The 17,464-nt window shown below is 69.0% G+C and carries 17 protein-coding genes; 11 read left to right on the top strand and 6 right to left on the bottom strand.

The features are described from left to right. Positions 1–41: 41 nt before the first annotated feature. Positions 42–1,001 (bottom strand): SGNH/GDSL hydrolase family protein, encoded by a 960-nt coding sequence (locus tag G6N35_RS13520; RefSeq protein ID WP_179967467.1) that lies wholly within the window; start codon positions 999–1,001, stop codon positions 42–44. A gap of 199 nt (positions 1,002–1,200) precedes the next feature. Here G6N35_RS13520 and G6N35_RS13515 point away from each other — a divergent pair, with 199 nt between their 5' ends. The 5 genes from G6N35_RS13515 to G6N35_RS13495 all read left to right on the top strand — a co-directional run bounded on the left by G6N35_RS13515 (position 1,201) and on the right by G6N35_RS13495 (position 6,366). Next, complete coding sequence (locus tag G6N35_RS13515; protein ID WP_163804717.1) at positions 1,201–2,232, top strand: alpha/beta hydrolase; 1,032 nt, start codon at positions 1,201–1,203, stop codon at positions 2,230–2,232. Between the two features lie 34 nt (positions 2,233–2,266). Then, entirely contained in the window at positions 2,267–3,661 is a 1,395-nt protein-coding gene (locus tag G6N35_RS13510; protein WP_163804716.1) for a cystathionine beta-synthase, read from the top strand. A 112-nt stretch (positions 3,662–3,773) separates the two neighbouring features. After that, entirely contained in the window at positions 3,774–4,505 is a 732-nt protein-coding gene (locus tag G6N35_RS13505) for an Rv1078 family RDD domain-containing protein (RefSeq protein WP_163804715.1), read from the top strand. 16 nt (positions 4,506–4,521) lie between these two features. Next, positions 4,522–5,127: an Rv1078 family RDD domain-containing protein gene (locus G6N35_RS13500; protein WP_163804714.1), complete on the top strand. Its 606-nt coding sequence runs from the start codon at positions 4,522–4,524 to the stop codon at positions 5,125–5,127. Positions 5,128–5,193: 66 nt separating this feature from the next. Then, positions 5,194–6,366, top strand: coding sequence for a cystathionine gamma-synthase (locus tag G6N35_RS13495; RefSeq protein ID WP_163804713.1), 1,173 nt, complete (start codon positions 5,194–5,196; stop codon positions 6,364–6,366). On the opposite strand, the gene G6N35_RS13490 is transcribed toward G6N35_RS13495, so the two are convergent. The 3 genes from G6N35_RS13490 to G6N35_RS13480 all read right to left on the bottom strand — a co-directional run bounded on the left by G6N35_RS13490 (position 6,358) and on the right by G6N35_RS13480 (position 8,212). Continuing rightward, on the bottom strand, positions 6,358–7,017 hold the full coding sequence (locus G6N35_RS13490; RefSeq protein WP_163804712.1) for a GOLPH3/VPS74 family protein: 660 nt from the start codon (positions 7,015–7,017) through the stop codon (positions 6,358–6,360). The two genes, G6N35_RS13495 and G6N35_RS13490, sit on opposite strands and share 9 nt — an antisense overlap. Before the next feature lie 11 nt (positions 7,018–7,028). Beyond that, positions 7,029–7,523, bottom strand: a complete 495-nt coding sequence (gene greA / locus G6N35_RS13485; RefSeq protein ID WP_163804711.1) for a transcription elongation factor GreA — start codon at positions 7,521–7,523, stop codon at positions 7,029–7,031. Between the two features lie 257 nt (positions 7,524–7,780). Next, on the bottom strand, positions 7,781–8,212 hold the full coding sequence (locus G6N35_RS13480; protein ID WP_163804710.1) for a DUF4307 domain-containing protein: 432 nt from the start codon (positions 8,210–8,212) through the stop codon (positions 7,781–7,783). Between the two features lie 140 nt (positions 8,213–8,352). Here G6N35_RS13480 and mca point away from each other — a divergent pair, with 140 nt between their 5' ends. Genes mca through G6N35_RS13460 form a run of 4 tightly spaced genes read left to right on the top strand, consistent with a single transcriptional unit; the run spans position 8,353 to position 11,839 of the window. Next, positions 8,353–9,225 (top strand): mycothiol conjugate amidase Mca, encoded by an 873-nt coding sequence (gene mca / locus G6N35_RS13475; protein ID WP_163804709.1) that lies wholly within the window; start codon positions 8,353–8,355, stop codon positions 9,223–9,225. Further along, a complete protein-coding gene (locus G6N35_RS13470; RefSeq protein ID WP_163804708.1) occupies positions 9,222–9,488 on the top strand; it encodes a hypothetical protein in 267 nt (88 codons plus the stop codon). The genes mca and G6N35_RS13470 overlap by 4 nt, the downstream gene beginning before the upstream one ends. Then, a complete protein-coding gene (locus G6N35_RS13465; protein ID WP_163804707.1) occupies positions 9,472–11,472 on the top strand; it encodes a thioredoxin domain-containing protein in 2,001 nt (666 codons plus the stop codon). The genes G6N35_RS13470 and G6N35_RS13465 overlap by 17 nt, the downstream gene beginning before the upstream one ends. Positions 11,473–11,482: 10 nt before the next feature. Next, a complete protein-coding gene (locus G6N35_RS13460) occupies positions 11,483–11,839 on the top strand; it encodes an SgcJ/EcaC family oxidoreductase (RefSeq protein WP_163804706.1) in 357 nt (118 codons plus the stop codon). Between the two features lie 5 nt (positions 11,840–11,844). On the opposite strand, the gene trhA is transcribed toward G6N35_RS13460, so the two are convergent. Then, complete coding sequence (gene trhA / locus G6N35_RS13455; protein WP_163804705.1) at positions 11,845–12,579, bottom strand: PAQR family membrane homeostasis protein TrhA; 735 nt, start codon at positions 12,577–12,579, stop codon at positions 11,845–11,847. Between the two features lie 53 nt (positions 12,580–12,632). On the opposite strand from trhA, the gene G6N35_RS13450 reads away from it, so the two are divergent. Next, complete coding sequence (locus G6N35_RS13450) at positions 12,633–13,427, top strand: (2Z,6E)-farnesyl diphosphate synthase (RefSeq protein ID WP_163804704.1); 795 nt, start codon at positions 12,633–12,635, stop codon at positions 13,425–13,427. A 2-nt stretch (positions 13,428–13,429) separates the two neighbouring features. Here G6N35_RS13450 and G6N35_RS27615 read toward each other — a convergent pair whose 3' ends face one another. Then, a complete protein-coding gene (locus tag G6N35_RS27615; RefSeq protein ID WP_163804703.1) occupies positions 13,430–15,877 on the bottom strand; it encodes a hypothetical protein in 2,448 nt (815 codons plus the stop codon). 151 nt (positions 15,878–16,028) lie between these two features. On the opposite strand from G6N35_RS27615, the gene G6N35_RS13440 reads away from it, so the two are divergent. Continuing rightward, on the top strand, positions 16,029–17,399 hold the full coding sequence (locus G6N35_RS13440; RefSeq protein WP_163804702.1) for a hypothetical protein: 1,371 nt from the start codon (positions 16,029–16,031) through the stop codon (positions 17,397–17,399). Positions 17,400–17,464: the final 65 nt, after the last annotated feature.

Here is a 17,464-nt window from a genome sequence, read left to right as displayed (position 1 = left end):
GAGGGACTCCTCGAGAAGATGTGCGGCAACTGCACACGAACCTAGCCCGCGGTCACCACGATCGGTGCGGGGACCCCGGTTGTCCGGCGGCGCAGCAGCCTGGTGATCGGCGCCAGCCGGGCCGAGACGTTCCAGCTCTGCGACGGAGTGAGCCACGGCAGATCCGGCACGGTGGCCCCGGTCCACTCACCCAGCGCATGGCACAGCGCGGGCAGCAACTGGTTGGCGGCCAGCGCATAGCCCGCGGCCGACGGGTGGTACTTGTCGTCGGAGAACATCAACTCCGGGGTCTCTTCGAAGTTCGGTGCCAGCAGATCCGCCAGCGGCACCGGTACCCCGCCCGCGGCTCTTACCGCGGCGGCCTGCACCCGGGCCAGGTGCAGCCCGCGGGAGCGGGCGGCATAGCGCAGCGGCTGCGGGATCGCGGTGATGACGCCGAAGTCGGGGCAGGTACCGACCACCACCACCGCACCGCTGGCCCGCAGGCGCTGCACCGCCGAACCCAGCCGATGGGCCGACGGCCCGATGCCGTTGAGCGCGGTGATGTCGTTGGCCCCGATCATGATGACCGCGGCGTCCGGCGGGGGACCGGCGACGAACATCGCGTCCACCTGACCGGACAGCCCTTTCGACGTCGCACCCACGATGGCCTTGGTCGAGAGCCGGATCCGTTTGCCGGACTCCTCGGCCAGCCCCCGGGCGATCACCACCCCGGGCACCTCGTCGGCGTCACGGCAGCCGTACCCGGTGGCCGTGGAGTCACCGAAGATCATCAGGTGCAGGTCATAGGGGACGCCGCGCTCCCAGCGCTGCACCGGCCCGCCGCCCGGGGCGTAGACACCGTCGGCGCGCGGCGGCACATCCCAGGACTTCGGGATGACCGTGCGGGCCTGTGCGGCCTGTTCGGAGAGCAGGGTGCGGGCACCCAACACCGCTGTGCCGGTGGAGGCGAGCACTCCCGCCACCCCCAGCACCACCGTCGAACGACGCGGCGCGCGCATGTCCACCCGGCCAGTTTAGGTCGCGCAACCCCGCGGAAGCGGTCGCGACAGTGGCCCCGCGATTACGGACAGGTATCACTTCAGGTAAGAAATCAGATCGTTAGTTGTTGTATCTAATGCAGCTGTCAAGCTAAGTTACCGGGGTTCGCTGGCGGGTCCCGGGGACACGTATCTACATCGGCGTAGGGAGTGTTTGACGATGACCGCACCCAGCAAGGTCCGGGCCTCTTCGCCCCATCACGGCCCGCGCCGATACCCGGTTTCCGATGGCGCACCCGTCGAGGTCGTCGAGGACGGCCCCAGCATCGCCGCCCGCCTGGTGTCCGTCGGCACCCGGGTGACCATGTGGCCCACCCTGGCCGTCCTGAGTCACGTGCCGCACTGGCCGTGGCCGTTCGGCCTCGTCGACTTCGTCGCGCGCGCGATCCTGCCCACCCCGGGCACCGTGCGCGCCACCGTCGGGCTGCCCAACGCCTCGGCGCAACTGGTTCGCGCCCCGGGTGTGCTACCCGCGGACGGTCGCCGTCGCATCGTGCTCTACATGCACGGCGGGGCGTTCCTGACATGTGGCGTCAATTCGCACAGCCGGATTTCAACTGCGCTGTCGAAGTTCGCCGATTCCCCGGTGCTGGTCGTCGACTACCGCCTGATCCCCAAGCACTCCATCGGCCAAGCCCTCGACGACTGCTACGACGCCTACCAGTGGCTCCGGCTGCGCGGTTACCAGCCCGACCAGATCGTGCTTGCCGGCGACTCCGCGGGCGGCTACCTGTCGCTCGCGCTGGCGCAGCGCCTGCAGGCCGAGGGGGAGGAGCCGGCCGCGCTGGTCGCCCTGTCTCCGCTGCTGCAACTCGACCACGGCCCCAAGCTCAACCACCCGAACATCCACACCGATGCGATGTTCCCGCCCAAGGCTTTTGACGCGCTCGTCGCGTTGGTGGCCCGGGCGGCGGCCAAGAACGTCGTCGACGGTGAACCCGAGGGCGCTTACGAACCGCTCGAACACATCGAGCCCGGGCTGCCCCGCACGCTCATCCACGTCTCGGGTTCGGAGGTGCTGCTGCACGACGCCCGGCTGGCGGCCCGCCGGCTGGCCGCGGCGGGGGTTCCGACCGAGGTGCGGGTGTGGCCGGGGCAGATCCACGACTTCCAGCTCGCCGCACCGCTGATCCCGGAGGCCACGCGCTCGCTGCGCCAGATCGGTGAGTACATCCGGGAGGCCACCGGCTGAGCGGACCCCGTTGGGCGCCTGAGAACATGTAGGCATGCGTATCGCGCCGCACATCAGCGAGCTGATCGGGAACACTCCGCTGGTTCGACTCAACTCGGTGGTTCCCGAGGGGTCGGGTTTGGTCGCGGCCAAGGTCGAATACCTCAATCCTGGAGCCAGCTCGAAGGACCGCATCGCGGTCAAGATGATCGACGCCGCCGAAGCCAGTGGAGCGCTCAAGCCCGGCGGGACCATCGTCGAACCCACCTCCGGCAACACCGGCGTGGGTCTGGCGCTGGTGGCCCAGCGGCGCGGATACAAGTGCGTATTTGTTTGCCCGGACAAGGTCAGCGAGGACAAGCGCAACGTCCTGCGGGCCTACGGTGCCGAGGTGGTCGTCTGCCCGACGGCGGTACCCCCGGAGCACCCCGACAGCTACTACAACGTCTCCGACCGGCTGGTCCGCGAGATCGACGGCGCCTGGAAGCCCGACCAGTACTCCAACCCCAACGGGCCGGCCAGCCACTACGAGACCACCGGCCCGGAGATCTGGGCCGACACCGAGGGCAAGATCACCCACTTCGTGGCCGGCGTGGGCACTGGCGGCACGATCACCGGCACCGGCCGCTACCTCAAGGAGGTCTCCGGCGGGCGGGTGAAGATCATCGGCGCCGACCCCGAGGGCTCGGTGTACTCCGGCGGTACCGGGCGGCCTTACCTGGTCGAAGGCGTTGGCGAGGATTTCTGGCCGTCGGCTTACGACCCGACGGTGCCCGACGAGATCATCGCCGTGTCCGACGCCGACTCCTTCGACATGACGCGGCGGCTGGCCCGCGAGGAGGCGCTGCTGGTCGGCGGCTCGTGCGGGATGGCGGTGGTGGCCGCACTGAGGGTGGCCAAGGATGCCGGTCCGGACGCGGTCGTGGTGGTGCTGTTGCCCGACGGTGGGCGCGGCTACCTGTCCAAGATCTTCAACGACGCGTGGATGTCGTCCTACGGATTCCTGCGGACACCACTGGACGAGACGGTTCCCGAGCCCGTCGTCGCCGACGTGCTGCGCGGGAAGTCCGGCGAACTACCCGATCTGGTGCACACCCACCCGTCGGAGACGGTGCGTGACGCGATCGGCATCCTGCGGGAGTACGGGGTGTCCCAGATGCCCGTCGTCGGCGCCGAACCGCCGGTGATGGCAGGCGAAGTCGCGGGCAGCGTGTCCGAGCGCGACCTGCTGTCCGCGGTGTTCGAGGGCCGCGCCAAACTGGCCGACGCGGTGGCCCTGCACATGGGGCCGCCGCTGCCGCTGATCGGCGGCGGTGAACTGGTCAGCGCGGCGGCGAAGTCGCTGCGCGACTCGGACGCGCTGATGGTCGTCGAAGAGGGCAAGCCGGTCGGCGTGATCACCCGCCACGACCTCCTGGGGTTCCTCTCGGAGGGCCCGCGGCGCCGCTGACACGGCCCGTGTATCGGGCAGGTGAACATTGCGCTTTGAACCGATACGCAGCAGGTTCTCAGGTAAATTGTGTGCCGCTTTACCTCAGCTCACTCCTCTGCTGGAAGGCGTCATGACCGAACAACCGCCTGGGCCGCCGCCCGGCAATTACCCGCCACCGTCGCCGCCACCGGGTGGATTCCCGCCGCCGCCCGGTGGCGGATTCCCGCCGCCGCAGGGTAGCTACCCGCCCCCGGGTGGTTACCCACCGCCGCCCCCGCCGGGTGGCGGCTACCCGCCGCCCCCGCCGCCGCAGGGTGGGTACGCGCCGCCGCCTCCCGGCGCCGGATTCGGTGCGCCGGCACTGCCGGGACAGCCCGTCGGCCAGCTGCCGCAGGCCGCCTACACGTCGTGGTTCACCCGCGTGGTGGCGTGGATCATCGACTACATCCCGTACTTCATCATCGTGGGCATCGGGTACGGCATCGAGGCTTCCACCACGGAGAGTGCGTGCATCACCGACAGCTCTGACTACGCGACCGGGTCGTACTGCACGGCCAGTACCTCCACGCTGGGCGTGGTGGCCGCGACCCTGAGCGTCTTGATCGGCCTGGCCTACCTGGTCTGGAACTACGGCTACAAGCAGGGCACCACCGGCTCGAGCATCGGCAAGTCGATCATGAAGTTCAAGGTCGTCAGCGAAAAGACCGGGCAGCCGATCGGATTCGGGCTGTCGATCGTGCGTCAGTTGGCGCACATCATCGACGGCATCATCTGCTACATCGGGTACCTGTTCCCGCTGTGGGACGCCAAGCGCCAGACGCTGGCCGACAAGATCATGACCACGGTCTGCCTACCCCTGTAAGAGAAGGATTGACACCATGACAGTTCCACCTCCTGGCGACTACCCGCCGCCCCCGCCGGGCAATTACCCGCCGCCCCCGCCGGGGAACTACCCCCCGCCGCCGCCCGGGAACTACCCGCCGCCGGGTGCCGGACCGCTGGGCGCGCTGCCCAAGGAGGCCTACACCTCCTGGATCACCCGGGTCCTGGCCTACATCATCGACGCCATCCCGGTTGCCATCCTGTCCGGCGTGGGCCAGGGCCTGATGTACGCGACGGGTGAGAACAACTGCGTCTCGACCAGCGGCGACAACAGCTACGGGGTGGCCTGCACGTCGGAGCCGTCGACGCTGGGGCTGGTGCTGTCGTTCGTGTTCGGTCTGGCCGCACTGGCATTCGTGATCTGGAACTACGGCTACCGGCAGGGCACCACCGGCTCGAGCATCGGCAAGTCGGTGCTCAAGTTCAAGGTGGTCAGCGAGAAGACCGGGCAGCCGATCGGATTCGGGTTGTCGATCGTGCGGCAGTTGGCGCACATCGTCGACGCGATCATCTGCTACATCGGGTACCTGTTCCCGCTGTGGGACGCCAAGCGTCAGACGCTGGCCGACAAGATCATGACCACGGTCTGCCTGCCGATCTGAGACTGGAGGGGAAAGGCGCTCACTCCGAGGGTGGGCGCCTTTTCTCATGCCGATAGGCTCGTCAGAATGAGTGAGCAGCGTAGCGCCGCCGACCGCCACCGGGCGCAGGGGTTCGCGACCAAGGCCATCCACGCCGGATACCGGCCCGACCCGGCGACCGGCGCGGTCAACGCGCCGATCTACGCCAGCAGCACCTTCGCCCAGGACGGCGTCGGCGGACTGCGCGGCGGCTTCGAATACGCCCGGACCGGCAACCCCACCCGCGCCGCACTGGAGGCCGTCCTGGCCGCCGTCGAGGACGGCACCTTCGGGCGGGCGTTCAGTTCCGGGATGGCCGCCACCGACTGTGCGCTACGCGCCGTACTGCGCCCCGGCGATCACCTGGTGATCCCCGACGACGCCTACGGCGGCACCTTCCGGCTGATCGACAAGGTGTTCAGCCAGTGGGGTGTGGAGCACACCCCGGTGCCGCTGTCGGACCTCGACGCGGTGCGCGCGGCGATCACCAGCCGGACCCGACTGATCTGGGTGGAGACCCCAACCAACCCGCTGTTGTCGATCGCCGACATCGCCGGTATCAGCCAGATTGCCGCTGCGGCTGGGGTGAAAGTGTTGGTGGACAACACCTTTGCTTCACCTGCCTTGCAGCAACCGCTGTCGCTGGGCGCCGATATCGTGCTGCACTCGACGACCAAGTACATCGGCGGGCACTCCGACGTGGTCGGCGGTGCGCTGGTGACCAACGACGAGGAGCTCGACGTCAAGTTCGCCTTCCTGCAGAACGGGTCCGGCGGTGTGCCTGGCCCGTTCGACGCCTACCTGACGATGCGTGGGCTGAAGACCCTGGAACTGCGGATGGGCCGGCACAGTGCGAACGCCGCGAAGGTGGCCGAGTTCCTCGACGGGCACGCGGCGGTGACCCAGGTGCTCTATCCGGGCCTGCCCAGCCATCCCGGCCACCAGGTGGCCGCCCGCCAGATGCGCGGGTTCGGCGGCATGGTGTCGGTGCGGATGCGCGGCGGTATCGAGGCGGCGCGCCGGTTGTGCTCGCGCACAGAGGTTTTCATCCTCGCCGAATCTCTCGGCGGGGTGGAGTCGCTGATCGAGCTGCCAGGCGCCATGACGCACGCGTCGACGGCCGGATCCCAGTTGGAGGTGCCGGCGGATCTGGTGCGCCTGTCCGTCGGTATCGAGGACCCGGCCGACCTGCTCGGCGACCTCGAGCAGGCCCTAGGCTAGGGCCGTTCGGATCGCCGCCGTCGTCACCGCGAGATTGACGTCGGCCATCTGTGCGTCGTCCACCCATGTGCCGCTGGCGATTTCGCTGGCCCGACCGGAAACCCATTGCCAGCCCCGCTCATTGAGTGAGAGCAGGACACCGAGCGCTTTGACGGTGTGCAGCAGCGTCACGATGGTTGCGGTCTGCGGGTCCGGTCGGTGGCCGTCGAACAGCGCTGCGAACAGCGCTGCGCGCACCCTGTCCACCCGAGCACGGTTGGCCATCGGCCAGGCATATTCGTTGCGGCGGAAGCGATGTGAGGACAGCTGCACCTGATGCAGCTGTCCAGTCCGCAGCAGTTGGTCGAGCACGTCGTCCTCGGCCCGTTTACGCAGCTTCGCGATCGCCGCGGCCGGTGTGATCGGAGCCTGCAGCAACAGCGCCAGCGCGGGACGGACCACCGGGTCCAGCGGTGGTGGACCGGCCAATGCCACGAGCCGGTCCGGCGGCACCGGTTCCTGCGGCAGCGCAGGCCGAACCCGGCACTCGTAGGCCAGATCCAACAGGACCGCGGCGGCCATCACGCGCTGCAGAACATCGCGTTCGACGGCAGGCTGGGCCGCCGCGTTGTCGAGCAGCAGGAGTAGAAGATCTTCGGCGATGCGTGCCACGCGTCGGCGGACTAGGCCTGGTAGGGCTCCGCGCTGACCAGCGACACCTTGACGACGTTGCCGTTGGGCACGGTGTAGGACCGCGTCTCGCCGACCTTAGCGTTGAGCAGGGCCGCACCCAGCGGGGAGTTGGGGGAGTAGACCTCGAGCTTGTCGTGGTCGATGCCCTCCTGGCGGGTGGCGATAAGGAAAGTCTCGGTGTCGGACTCGTCGCCGTCGTAGTAGACCGTCACGACCGAGCCGGGCAGCGCCACACCGGACACCTTGGGAGCCTCGCCGACCTTGGCGGTGGTCAGCAGCTCCTGCAGCTGGCGGATCCGCGCCTCTTCCTGGCCCTGCTGTTCACGGGCGGCGTGGTAGCCACCGTTCTCGCGCAGATCGCCTTCCTCGCGCCGGTCGTTGATCTCGGCGGCGATGACGGGACGATTGGCGATCAGCTGATCGAGCTCATCCTTGAGCCGGTCATAGGACTCCTGGGTCAGCCAGGTCACCTGGGTATCGGGCATCTCGTCGCGCTCCTCATGTGTTGGTTCCGCGGCGTCCGCGGTGCAGTCTGTCTGTCGCTGCCGGGAACATGCGGACGGTGCCGCGTGTATTGCCTCCGAAGAGCTGCGTATAAACGCGCTAATGAAGCAATACACGGCTCCCAGCAGGAACCGTGTATCCGCCGAGTCTACCACCGACGCGGCAAGCAGCCTTCACGATTTCGCAGTTCGACGTTCGTCCGCAGGCCATCGGTGCGACGCCCGCGGCATAGGCCCAGTTATGGTGTGACCAGGTACGACGGCACATCCATGCCGCATCCGTAGATATCACCGACGTAGGGCGGCTTGTAGGACTTGACAACGGCGGTGATCTGCACGGTCTTCTGCGTAGACGGCGGAACCAGGATCTCCCGGCGGCCGGTCTCGGAGCCGTCGCGCGACCGCACCCGCACGATGCAGTGCGCGGGCCTCGACGGGTCCTTTCGCTTCACGCTGATCGTGACCGACACCGTCTGGTCGTCGAGCACCTGATAAGCCGACATCGTGCCCTCGACGTCGTTGCCCTCAAAACGCTGGTAGGCGACGGCGGCGAGCACCACGCCCAGGATCAGCACCAGCACGCCGAGGGCGATCGCCACCCGCCGCCGGGTCGGCGCCGACAGGCCCGGCCGGCCATACCTCGACTCGAGCTTGGTGGGACTGTCGGTCATCGTGTTGAGTGCATCTCTCGTCAGCGGGCTTGATTACGGGTATGCAAGCCGCGGATGGAACTATTGGACTATAGGACGTGCTGCGAACGTTGCAGCACTACGCAGGGTGCAGCAGTAAGCAAGAGCAGATCGAGGGAGACGTGACCGAACTGCGGTTAATGGCCGTTCACGCCCACCCGGACGACGAGTCCAGCAAGGGTGCGGCCACCTTGGCGCGCTACGCGGCCGAAGGGCACCGGGTCCTGGTGGTCACGCTCACCGGCGGTGAACGGGGCGACATCCTCAACCCGGCGATGGATCTGCCGGAGGTGCACGGCCGCATCGCCGACATCCGGCGTGACGAGATGGCCAGGGCGGCGGAGATCCTGGGCGTCGAACACCGGTGGCTGGGGTTCGTCGACTCCGGGCTGCCCGAGGGCGACCCGCTACCGCCGCTGCCGGAAGGTTGCTTCGCCGAGGTGCCGCTGGAGCAGCCAGTGGCCGAACTGGTCAAGGTGATCCGTGAGTTCCGCCCGCACGTGATGACCACCTACGACGAGAACGGCGGCTATCCGCACCCGGATCACATTCGCTGCCACCAGGTTTCGGTGGCTGCCTACGAAGCGGCCGCTGATCACCGACTGCATCCCGACGCCGGGGATCCGTGGAGTGTCAGCAAGCTGTACTACAACCACGGCTTCCTGCGTGCGCGGCTGCAGCTGCTGCAGGACGAGTTCGCCAAGAACGGTCAGGAGGGACCGTTCGCCAAGTGGCTGGAGAACTGGGACCCCGAGATCGACGTGCATGCCGGCCGGATCACCACCCGGGTGCCATGCTCGGATTTCTTCGCAGTGCGCGACGAAGCGCTCAAGGCGCACGCCACCCAGATCGACCCCACCGGCTTCTTCTTTGCGACACCCATAGAGTGGCAGCAGCGGTTGTGGCCCACCGAGGAGTTCGAATTGGCTCGCTCTCGGGTACCTGCCGACCTGCCCGAAGATGACCTGTTCGCCGGAATCGAGATATTCGAGTGATTGACCTGTTGACCACCGCGGTGTCGGTGCTCGCCGACCCGCCCAAGAACTCCGGGCCGGACTTCGGCAAGGCCAGCCCGATCGGTCTGCTGGTCGTGGTGCTGCTGCTGATCGGCGTGTTCATCCTGGTGTGGTCGATGAACCGGCACCTCAAGAAGCTGCCCGAGAGTTTCGACGGCGAACCGGCCGAGCCGACGGACGCCCCCGCCGAGGAGTCGGCCGCCGCCGAGACCGGGAAGTCCGCGAGTGAGTCCAGCGGGTAACGCCCTGGCCGGGGCCACCAGCCCCTACCTGCGCCAGCACGCCGACAACCCGGTGCACTGGCAACAGTGGACGCAGGCCGCTCTGGACGAAGCCGCCCGCCGCGACGTGCCGATCCTGCTGTCGATCGGGTACGCCGCCTGCCACTGGTGTCACGTGATGGCCCATGAGTCCTTCGAGGACGATCAGGTGGCCGCGGCGTGCAACGCCGACTTCGTCTGCATCAAGGTCGACCGGGAAGAGCGCCCCGACATCGACGCGATCTACATGAATGCCACCGTCGCGATGACCGGCCAGGGTGGCTGGCCGATGACGTGTTTCCTGACGCCCGACGGCCGGCCCTTCTTCTGCGGCACGTATTACCCCAAGCCGCAGTTCCTGCAGCTGCTGGCGGCGGTCGCCGAGACGTGGCGCAACCAGCGCGATGAGGTCGAGCAGGCGTCCGACCAGGTTGCCGGTGAGCTGCGGCGGATGGCCTCGGGTCTGGCCGGTGGCGGTCCGGAGGTCACCGCCGCCCTGTGCGACCACGCCGTCGAGGCGATCCTGCGCGACGAAGACGTCGAGCGCGGTGGGTTCGGGCGGGCGCCGAAGTTCCCGCCGTCGGCACTGCTGGAGGCGCTGCTGCGCAGCCATGAGCGCACCGGCTCGCCGGCGCCGCTGGCCGCGGTGGCCCGGACATCCACGGCGATGGCGCGCGGCGGTATCTACGACCAGCTGGCCGGCGGCTTCGCGCGCTACAGCGTGGACGCCGACTGGGTGGTGCCGCACTTCGAGAAGATGCTCTACGACAATGCGCTGCTGCTGCGTTCGTATGCGCATTGGGCGCGGCGCACCGGTGATCCGCTGGCCCGCCGGGTGGCCGCCGGGACGGCGGCCTTTCTGATCAACGACCTCGCCGAGGGCGACATGTTCACGTCGTCGCTGGATGCCGACGCCGCGGGTTCGGAAGGTTCGACCTACGTGTGGACCCACGCACAGCTGCACGAGGTGCTGGGCGATGATGACGGTGTTTGGGCGGCAAAGGTTTTCAACGTCACCACGGGAGGGACCTTCGAGCACGGCAGCTCGGTGCTGCAGCTGCTGGCCGATCCCGATGACACCGAGCGCTTCGAGCGGGTGCGTGCGGCACTGCTGGCTGCCCGCGCCGAGCGGGTGCAGCCGCCGCGCGACGACAAGATCGTCACCGCATGGAACGGGCTGGCGATCACCGCACTGGCCGAAGCCTCGGTGGCCCTTGACGATTCGACTCTTCTGGATGCCGCGGTGCGCTGCGCCGAGCGCATTGTGGACCTGCACATCGTCGACGGCCGGCTGCGCCGGGCCAGCTTGGGCGGCACGGTCGGTGAGAGCGCCGCGATCCTCGAAGACCATGCCGCTCTGGCGACGGGTCTGTTGACGCTCTATCAGCTGACGGGTGACCAGTCGTGGCTGTCGACGGCCGCGGAACTGGTCAGCCTTGCGCTGCGGCATTTCGCCGATCCGGACCGCCCGGGCCGCTGGTTCGACAGCGCCGACGACGCCGAGGCCCTGATGGTTCGGCCCGCCGATCCGCTCGATGGCGCCACCCCGTCAGGGGCAGCGTTGATCGCCGAGGCGCTGCTCACCATCGGGCACACCGTCGACGGGCAGTGGGCGGCCCGCTACGGCGAAGCCGCCGCCGAGACGCTCCTGGCGCATTCGCCGCTGCTGGCCAGGGCGCCGCGTTCGGCGGGACACTGGCTGGCCGTGGCCGAGTCGGCCGTGCGTGGCCCGTTGCAGATCGCGGTGTCGTCCCCGGACCCGGCGTCGGAGCTGCTGGCCGTGGCGCGGCGTATCGCCCCCGGCGGGGCGATCGTGGTCGGCGGCGCGATGGATTCCTCGCCGCTGCTGGCCGGGCGGGATCAGGTGCGCGGATTGGATGCGGCGTACGTGTGCCGCGGCCGGACGTGCGATCTTCCGGTGACCACTGAGAGGGATCTGGCCGGCGCGCTCGGTGTGTCCGTGTAGCGTTCCGGCCATGCCGAGTGCCGAGCAGATCACCCAGACCGTCACCCAGTATCTCGAGTCCGTCGCCAAGGGCGACGCTGACCACATCGCGACGCTCTACGCCGCCGACGCGACCGTCGAGGATCCGGTGGGAGGCGAGGTGCACATCGGCCGCCAGGCCATCCGCGCCTTCTACACCGCGGTCGAAAATGCCAACGGCCACACCGAAGTCGAGACGCTTCGGGTGCTCGGCCACGAGGCGGCGTTCTACTGGACGCTGGCCATCCACGGCATGAAGATCAGCATCATCAGCGTGATGACGTTCGACGGCGACGCCAAGATCGCCTCGATGAAGGCCTACTGGGGCCCGGAGAACATCACGACCTAGCGGCGTCAGAACACCGCGAACCACATCGCGATGTAGTGGCAGATCGCCGCTACCGCGGTGCAGGCGTGGAAGAACTCGTGATGGCCGAACGTCGTCGGCCACGGGTTGGGCCACTTCAGTCCGTAGAGCACGCCGCCGATGCTGTACAGCGCGCCGCCGACGATCAGCAGCACCATGGCCGCCACGCCCGCGCCGTTCATGATCGGCACGATGAACCACACCGCGACCCAGCCCAGCAGCAGATAGAGCGGAACCCCGACCCAGCGCGGGGCCGACGGCCAGAAGCACTTCAACAGCACACCGGCCAGGGCGCCGCTCCACACGATGGTGAGCAGGATGGCACCGCTTCGCTCGGGCAGCGCCAGCATGGCGAACGGCGTGTAGCTGCCGGCGATGAAGATGAAGATCATCGAATGATCCAGGCGCTTCATCCACTTGCGCGCCGACGGTGAGGTCCAGTGCACCCGGTGATAGGTGCCGCTGACAGTGAACATCGCCACGATCGTCAGCGTGTAGATCAGGGTCGCGATGCCGGCGCGGGTGGAGCCCACCGACCACGACACCGAGACCAGGGCGGCACCGGCAATCGCCGCGATCACCGCGGAGTAGACGTGAATCCAGCCGCGTAGCCGGGGTTTTCCGAGAAACTCGACGGCCGCGTCGACGACGGCTTCGGGGAAATCCTCAGCGTCTGACGATTGGGAGCGGCGGGGATCGGCGGTGTCGACTCCGGTGGTCATGTCACCTCCATTGCGCACGGGGGTACGTGATGCCCACAGTAGTCTGGTCTGTCGTGGAGATCATCCCGCCTCGCCTCAAAGAACCGGCTTACCGGCTCTACGAGATGCGGCTACGCCAAGAGCTCGGACGCTCGAAGTCCGAGCTACCGCGGCATATCGCCGTCCTGTGTGACGGCAACCGGCGCTGGGCTCGTGACGCTGGTCACGACGACGTCAGCTACGGCTACCGGATGGGCGCCAAGAAGATCGCCGAGATGCTGCGCTGGTGCGCCGATGCCGGCATCGAGATGGCCACGGTGTACCTGCTGTCCACCGAGAACCTGCAGCGTGACCCCGACGAGCTCGCCGCTCTGATCGAGATCATCACCGATGTCGTCGAGGAGATCTGCGCGCCGACGAACAGGTGGAGCGCCCGCACAGTCGGGGATCTCGAGCTGCTGGGGGAGGAGCCGGCCCGCCGGGTCCGCGAGGCCGTCGACAGCACCGCCGGGTTACCCCCGGCGTCGTTTCACGTCAACGTCGCCGTCGGCTACGGCGGGCGCCAGGAGATCGTCGACGCGGTGCGTTCGCTGCTGAGCAAGGAGCTGGCCAACGGGGCCACCGCCGAACAGCTTATCGAGGCCGTCACCATCGACGGCATCTCGGAGAACCTGTACACCTCGGGACAGCCTGATCCCGATTTGGTGATCCGGACCTCCGGCGAGCAGCGACTGTCCGGATTCCTGTTGTGGCAGAGCGCCTATTCGGAGATGTGGTTCACCGAGGCGCACTGGCCGGCGTTCCGGCGGGTGGACTTCCTGCGCGCGCTGCGCGATTACAGCCGCCGGCACCGCCGCTTCGGGCAGTAGTTCTACGGGCTGCCCGGCTGGCCGGGCAGCCCGTCCACACCCGGTGTTATGCCGGTTCCAGGCGCTCCGCCCATGCCACCGACGAGGGTCCCGCCGCCGAAGATGGCATCCGCGTTGCCGCCGTCGCCCCCGTTTCCGCCGTTGCCTCCCGCAACGGTGGCGTTACCACCGTCGCCGCCATTTCCGCCGGTGGCGGTACCGCCCTGATCGACTTGACCAACGCCGCCCTCGCCACCGCTGCCCCCGGACGTGCCGGCGCCGCCGACACCGCCCCGGCCGCCCGTGGCGCTGCCCGGCACGTTCGACGACAGTCCGAAGCCGCCTTGCCCACCAGCGCCGCCGGTGCTGGTTGCGCTGGTCCCGCCCGCGCCGCCGATACCGCCAGTGGCAGCACCGCCGCCCAAGGTCTGGGCCTCGCCGCCGGTACCACCGGTGCCTCCGGTGATGCCACCGGTCCCGCCTGCGCCGCCGATGCCACCGACAGCTGGACCGGGGCCGAAATTGACGGCGATTCCCCCGTTGCCACCGACGCCTGCGATCGGTCCGGCTCCGCCCGCACCGCCGGTACCGCCGAACGCATCTCCGGTCGGCGACAAAGGGGCGCCGCCGGGGAATTGCGATGCCTGTCCCATCGATCCCGTGCCGCCGGTGCCGCCGGTGCCGCCCTGGCCGCCGTTGCCGCCAGCCCCGCCGCTGCCTCCGCTGGCCGTTCCGCCTGCGATATTCAGGGCTGTCCCGCCGTTGCCTCCGCTGCCGCCCTGCTGGCTGCCCGCACCGCCTGCGCCCCCGACTCCGCCTTTGACATCGCGGATGCCGAGGGTGGCGGTGGAGTTGCCGCCGCCTCCGCCTACACCGCCATTTCCATCGGCCGCGCTACCTCCGCTGCCCCCGGTACCGCCGTCGCCCTCGCTGCCGCCATTGCCGCCGTTGCCGCCGTTACCGCCATTAGTTCCGGATGTGGTTGCATCCCATCCCTTTCCGCCGTTGCCGCCCTTGCCGGTTCCAGCGGCGAGGCTGCCAGCGGAGCCGCTGAGGCCGGCGATACCTCCTGTTCCGCCGGTGCCCGCGCTTCCACCGACTCCGCCAAGCCCGGCAGCGCCGGGGTTGCCGCCGTTGCCGCCGTTGCCGCCATTCGGCGTGGACGCGTCGCCGTCACCACCAGTGCCGCCAGCCCCGGCTGTTCCGGCACCGCCTCCGGTGCCGCCGGCGCCACCGGTTCCGTTACCGCCGGCCTTGCCAGCGAGAATCGAGCCACGCCCGGCGCTCCCGCCGTTCCCACCAGCGCCGCCCTGGCCGCCGTTGCCGCCGTTGCCGCCGTTGCCACCGTTCTGAGCCGCACCACCACTGGCGCCGTTGGCTCCGCTTCCGCCGCCACCTCCCGCACCGCCTGCTCCACCGCCTCCGCCGGTGCCGCCATTGCTGAACAGCGCGAGAAGTCCGGCGCTACCGCCTGAACCGCCCCAACCGCCTGCCCCGCCGGAACCGCCTGCTCCACCGGCTCCGCCTGTCGCACCAGCTCCGCCGGAGGTGCCTGGCTGACCGGCACCGCCTGGTGCACCCTGGCCGCCGGCGCCGCCATCGCCCGCTGCGCTGGCAATGGCCAGAAAGCCGGTGTTGCCGCCACTTCCGCCGGCGCCGCCCGCGCCGCTATTGGTGCCGGTAACTCCGTTGGCGCCCTGGCCGCCTTGGCCGCCGTCGCCGTGCAGGAGGCCGCCGTTGCCGCCGTTGCCGCCCGCACCGTTGGACACGGTGATGATGCCGGCGCCGCCGTTACCGCCGTTGCCGAACAGTCCGGCCGAGCCGCCGGTGCCACCGTTGTATCCGGTGCCGCCGTTGCCGGTGAGTAGTCCGCCGCGGCCGCCGTTACAGGCCAGGCCGCTGGTGCAGGTGGCCGCGGTGTAGCTGAAGCCGTTGCCGATCAGCAGGCCGGCGTCGGGGTGGGTGGCGGTGCCGTCGCTGATGAAGATCGCGATGAAGTCGGTGATGGGGTTGGCGGTGATCGACGCGCTAACCGCCGCAGTCGGTGTTGTGGTGCGGCCGAGTTCGCGGCGGGTGTAGGCGACCGCGGCCCAATCCAGCGGAGAGGCCTGCGGGGCAGTCGGCGTGGTGCCGGTGCGCGACGAGGATGGCGGCGCCGGGGCGGCGGTCAAGGTTTGAGTGACCGAGTGCCGAGACCGCGCGGTGGACGTGTTGGCGGCCGAAGGTGCTTGGGAGACTTGCGTTTCGGCGCTGGCGGCAGCGGGGCGCGCGGTGGTGCGCGTGGACCCCTGGCTGCTCTTGGCGGTGCTGGAGTGTTGGCGCGCTGAGCCGCCGGTCGCACTGCCGGCACCGTCGTCGGCGTGCGCAGTCGCTGGCAATGCGGCAATGGCCATCCCCACACCGAAGGCCACGGCAAGGCCACCGACGCGCCCGACGTCGCGGACGCGGGAAGTGGTCGCAGAGATACTCATCGGGGTCCTCAGGTCGGTGCTGTACGAACACGGCGCTCGAAGGCGACCCCACACACCTCGGACCCGACCCCGAGGGAACAACTTAACGGCCAGGATTTGCTGAAGGCAATACTTGCCTAACCGCCAATTTCGCCCGTGCGACACTGGAACCATGGCTGCGCTGTCGGCGGTGGTCTTCACGCTGAGCTGGTGGCTGGGCCTGTACCTGCTGGCGCGTGACCCGCGAAAACCGGTACTGGCGCTGGCCGCCATCGGGCTGTGCGGTTTCGGGGCGGTGGTCGCGCTGGACGCCGTGCGGTTGGTGAGCGTCGCGCACGCCGAGCTGCTGGGACAGATCGAGATCTATCTGGTCGCCATTCCCGGGGTGGCGTGGTTCGCGGTCGTGCTCGAGCTGGCCCGGCCGTGTGACACCTGGCGCAGCCGCGCCACCGAACTGAGTCTGATCGCGGTCGTCGCCGCACTGGCATTTATTGGTGCCGCCATGGCAGGCAGTGTCGAAGGGCCGCTGCGGGTGGGCCATTGGGTGATGTTCGCGGTGATCTCGATATCGACCCTCGGCGCGATGGTGGCCGCGGTGCGCAGACCGTCGCAGCCGGTGCGGGTGGCCGGCGTGGTGGTGGTCGCGACGCTGTTCTTTGCGCTGGGTAACGCGATCCTGGTGATCCCGCTGGGCCTGTTGCCGAGTTGGCTTGCCTTGGCGTCCACCGGGTTTGACGTTCTGCTGCTGGGCGTGGCGGTCGCGTTGTGGGATGCCTTCGACGAAGGACAGGCCCTGCGCGCCGACATGCTGCGGTCGTTCGCCGGAACCATGGTGGTGGCCGTGCTGTTCGGCGGGCAGGCGCTGATCGGGATGGCCGTCCTGGGCGGTGGGGGACCGGGTCGCACCGCGCTGACAGTGCTGCTGTTCACCAGCCTGGCCATCGCGATCGCGATCACGGTGCTGGCCGACCCGCTGGCCGGCCTGCTGGACCGGATGGCGTTCTCCCGCTCGCCGCGGCTGTCCGCCGAGCGCGCGGCACTGCGCAGCACCGAGGCGGCCCTTCCGTTGGTGGCGCCCAACCCGCTCGATGGTGTGGACGAGGAGACGTTCGCGCGGCTGACCCGCCGCGCCCTCGGCCATTACGGGGATCTGTCCAAACTCGTCGCCAGCCCGCTGACGGGGCTTGCCGTGATCGACGACCGACTGGCCGCCCGCGGGGCACCGGACCAGCCGCTGGAACGGGCCAACGAACTGCGCGCGCTGCTGGCCGAACACATCGCCCGGCTCAAACCGCGTGACGGCGGTGAGTTCGGCACCACCGAACACTGGCGCTACTACAACTCGCTCTACTTCCCCTATGTGGTCGGCGTGCGAGCCTATGCCCAGAACGCGACGGCGGCCGGTCTCGACCCGGTGGCCCGGCAGGCCTGGCAGTGGTTCGTCACCGAGGTGCCGCAGCGTTCGCTGCACAACTGGCAGAACGCGGCAGCCCGGTTGATCGCCACGGACCTGCGCGCCCAGGTGGCTGTCGCGGGCTCCTGAGCTGCTCCTGGCAGTAACTGGCAGTGCCGGGCGTCGATCTGGCAGTGCCCTCTGAGCAACCTCGA

The organism is Mycolicibacterium anyangense, assembly GCF_010731855.1.
GTDB lineage: Bacteria > Actinomycetota > Actinomycetes > Mycobacteriales > Mycobacteriaceae > Mycobacterium > Mycobacterium anyangense.
Note: the sequence above shows the minus strand (reverse complement) of the source record. Positions and strands in the feature narration are given on the sequence as shown.